This is a genomic window from uncultured Georgenia sp., assembly GCF_937958535.1.
In the GTDB taxonomy this organism is placed as follows: domain Bacteria; phylum Actinomycetota; class Actinomycetes; order Actinomycetales; family Actinomycetaceae; genus Oceanitalea.
Genome location: NZ_CALGNQ010000041.1, coordinates 1 through 3,862, shown reverse-complemented (window position 1 = coordinate 3,862; position 3,862 = coordinate 1). Strand labels below are relative to the sequence as shown.

General features: G+C 72.4%; 2 protein-coding genes and 1 pseudogene. 1 reads left to right on the top strand and 2 read right to left on the bottom strand.

What is annotated here, in order from left to right; genetic code table 11:
- Positions 1-192 precede the first annotated feature (192 nt).
- Entirely contained in the window at positions 193-2,232 is a 2,040-nt protein-coding gene (locus Q0195_RS02340) for an acyltransferase family protein (RefSeq protein ID WP_299274013.1), read from the top strand.
- Between the two features lie 54 nt (positions 2,233-2,286).
- On the opposite strand, the gene Q0195_RS02335 is transcribed toward Q0195_RS02340, so the two are convergent.
- Positions 2,287-3,501: an Nramp family divalent metal transporter gene (locus Q0195_RS02335; RefSeq protein ID WP_299274011.1), complete on the bottom strand. Its 1,215-nt coding sequence runs from the start codon at positions 3,499-3,501 to the stop codon at positions 2,287-2,289.
- A 95-nt stretch (positions 3,502-3,596) separates the two neighbouring features.
- Positions 3,597-3,862, bottom strand: a pseudogene (locus Q0195_RS02330) (hypothetical protein); the annotation flags it as partial.

The window sequence follows — 3,862 nt, the reverse complement described above, 5'->3', positions numbered from 1 at the left end:
GGAGGTCGTCGCCCAGGTGCCCGACTTCGCCGAGCAGGCGGCGCTGGCCGGCCTCCGCGAACCCTGACGGGCGAGCCCGGGTGACCTTGCCCACGACCGGCCAGGCCGGAGATCTTCACTTGTAGTATTCCGGCCGTGCCGTCCAGGACGACGCGGAGGGAGACGCCGCGCCACGCGAGGGGTCCGCGCGTCGTGCTGCCTCCACGCAGCTACCGGCCCGAGCTCCACGGCATCCGCGGGCTCGCCCTCCTCCTCGTCGTCCTCTTCCACCTCTTCGGCAACGGGCGCATCTCCGGTGGCATCGACGTCTTCCTCGCGATCACCGGGTTCCTCTTCACCCAGTCCCTGCTCCGCCGAGCCGTCGAGGGACACGGACGGGTGCCGCTGCGCCAGCACTTCGGCCGGGTCGGGCAACGGCTGGTGCCGCCCGTCCTCATCACGCTCGTCGCGGTCGCGGTCGCGACGGTCGCCTGGCTGCCGAGCACCCGGTGGCTCCCGGTCGCGCGCGAGCTCGCCGCCTCGGCGCTGTACGTCGAGAACTGGGAGCTCATCGCCTCCCAGCTCGACTACGACGCCGCAGGGCCCAGCTCGAGCCCGCTGCAGCACATCTGGTCGCTGTCCGTCCAGGGACAGTTCCACCTGCTGTGGCCGTTCGTCGTCATGGCCGCCGTCGCTCTCGCGCTGCGGCTGCGTGTCTCCCCGGTGCGGTCGCTCGCCGTCGTGACCGGTGGGGTGACGGCGGTGTCGTTCGCGTTCTCCGTCTGGTTCACCGGTCACCACCAGGAGGTGGCGTACTACCACACGGGGGCCCGCCTCTGGGAGCTCACCCTGGGCGGGCTCGTCGCGCTGGCGCTGCCGCACCTGCGCCTGCCGGCGTGGCTGCGCACCGTGTTCGCGTGGGCCGGCCTGGCGCTCATCGTCTGCTGCGGCCTCGTCCTCGAGGCGAGCCAGTTCCCGGGTGTCGCGTCGCTGTGGCCGGTGGGCGGTCTCGTCCTCCTCCTGGCCGCCGGCTCCGAGCCGCTCCGGTTCGGCCCCCACCGGCTGCTCGTGGCCAAGCCGCTGACGTTCGTCGCCGACATCTCCTACGCCCTGTACCTGTGGCACTGGCCGGTGCTCGTGTTCTACCTCGCGGTGCGCGAGCGCGCGGCGGTCGGCTACCGGGGGGCGCTCGTCGTCCTCGCGGTCTCCGTCGCGCTCGCGTGGGTGACGACGCGGCTCGTCGACGGCACCATCGACGTCCGACTGACCCGCCTCGCCGGGCACCGCAGGTTCGTCGTCGTCGCGTCCACGCTGGTCGCGGCCGGCGTGGCCTCGGGGTCCTCCGCGGCCTGGCTGCACGTCAACCAGGAGCGCGCGATCGCGGCGAGCATCCAGCGCTCGAGCGAGCAGCCGGGTGCCGCCGTCCTCATCGGCGAGGACGTCCCGCGCGCCGCAGACCGGGCGGTGGACCCGGCCGACGTCGTCCCCCTGCTCGCGGCCGTCGCCAAGGACCTGCCCGAGGTCTACGGCTGGGGCTGCATCCAGGACCTGGCCGACAGCCCGGAGTACGACGAGGTCCTCGTCTGCGACGACCCCGAGGGGCGCAACGGCCCCCGCGTCGTCATGGCCGGCGGCTCCCACGTGCAGCAGTGGTGGCCCGCCATGGCCGCCGTCGCCGAGAGCGCGAACTGGGAGCTCATCGTCGTCGACAAGGACGGCTGCCAGCTCACCGCCGACCGGGACGACTCCCGCGGTGCCCGGGTGAACAGCAGCTGCTACCGGTGGAACGAGAGCGCCTTCGACGTCATCGTCGACCTCGACCCCGACGCCGTCTTCAGCCTCGGGTCGACGACCCGCGGTGGGCAGGAGCGGACGCCCGAGGGGTTCGTCGACCTGTGGCATCAGCTCGCCGACGAGGAGATCCCCGTCGTCGCCATCCGCGACACCGTCCGCCTCCCGGAGCGGGTGCCGGACTGCCTCGCCCGGGTCGGCTACGACCCGGTCACCTGCGGCGTCGCCCGGTCCGACGTCCTGCTCGACAGCTACCCGCCCGCGGGGGACATGCCCCCCAACGTGACGTTCGTCGACATGACCGACCTCGTGTGCGAGCCGGAGCACTGCCCCGCGATCATCGGCAACGTCATCGTCTACCGCGACGGGAGCCATGTGACGGCGACGTACATGAAGACCCTCGCCCCCTTCTTCGAGCAGCGCCTCCGTGTGGAGACGCCGTGGCTCTTCGGGCGCGGGTAGGGACGGCCACCGCGCCGAGCAGCGCGGCGCGGATCCGGGCCCGTCGACGCGGCCTCAGGACGTCAGGCGGATGACGTAGCTGACGGCGAGGACGAGGAGGAACAGGACGCCGACGACGGCGAGGACGAGCTGGGGCCCACCGATCCGCAGGGCGCCCCGGTCGGTGTGCCGGGCCAGGGCGACCAGGACCGCGCCGATGAGCGGGACGAGGAGGATCGTCACTGCCTGGGCGGTGAGGATGAGCTGGACCGGGATGCCCCCGAAGGTGACGGCGACCACCCCGCCGAGCACCATGACGAGCGTGATGAGGCCCTTGACCTTGGTCGAGCTCAGCCCGCCCTGCTCGACCCCGAACGCCCCGGCGAGCATCGACCCGCCGATCGTGCTGTTGCCGAGGAGGGAGGAGAACGCCGCGGCCCACAGACCCAGTGCGAACAGCACGGTGGCCCAGCGCCCGAGCGTCGGCTCGAGGATCACTGCCATGTCGGCGGGGGACGCGACGCTCGCGCCGGCCGGGTTCAGCACGGCGGCTGCGGCCACCATGATGACGGCGGAGAGCGAGCCGAGGATGACCGAGCCCAGAGCGGCGTCCCGGCGCGCTGTCTTGAAGTCGGCCTCGGTCCAGCCCTTCTCCCGCACGAGCTGGATCTGGTAGAAGGCGCCCACGACGGAGAACGTCGTGGCCACGGCGCCGACGACGAGCGCCGTCGAGCCGGTGGGGATGGAGGGGAGGAGTCCGCTGACGAAGGAGCCGAGGTCGGGCCGGGCGACCGCCGCGGTGACGACGAAGATGACGAGCATCGCGAGGATGATGCCGATCATCGTGCGCTCGAGGTTGCGGTAGAACCGCGGCAGCCAGAGGAAGCCGATGGCCAACGCCGTGAAGAGCGCGGCGAACAGCGCGGTGTCGCCGCCGAAGAGGACGTCGCTCGCCGCCCCGGTGGCCACCGAGTTGCCCGCCTGGAAGGAGGCGGTCACGAGGAAGGCGCCGACCCCGACGAGGACGCCGACGGCGCGCCCCATGCGGTGCGAGACGGTGGCGATCGGGCCACGGTCGGTGGACAGGCCGATCCGCACCGAGAGGTTCACGAAGCACAGCATGAGGACGGTGGCCACCACCGGCACCCACACGAGCTGGTAGGCGAACTGCGCACCCATCGACGACGCCGTCGTGATGCTTCCGGGGCCGAACACGAGCGCCGCGGTGACGAAGGCGGGCCCGAGCCGACCGGAGGTGCGCCGGCGGGTGGACGAAGCGGCCTGCGCCATTGGAAACCCTTTTCTCCGAGGTGGGCACGAACCTACGGTGCGCTCCGGTCGAGCGTTAAGAGGCTCGACAGGGCGCGGGACGCGGCACCCGGTACCTACCCGAGGAGGCGGTCGAGGATGCCCTCGGCCACAGTGGCCTCGGCGGCGAAGCTGAGGTCGCGGCTGGCGGCGTCCGTGCTCGCCTTGAACCCGGCGACGTCCGCCCGGGACAGCCGGGCCACCGACGCCGCGCAGGCGTCGACCGTGAAGTCCTCGGCGACGACGCCGAGCCGGTGCTCGGTCACCACCCGGGCCATCTCCGGGCTGGGACCCACCGCGACGGCGAGCCGGGCCTGGACGAAGTCGAAGAGCTTGTTCGGCA

What these genes read in the sequence shown, in the direction of transcription:
- Q0195_RS02335 (WP_299274011.1), bottom strand. Translation starts at nt 3,501, where the DNA reads ATGGCGCAGGCCGCTTCGTCCACCCGCCGGCGCACCTCCGGTCGGCTC.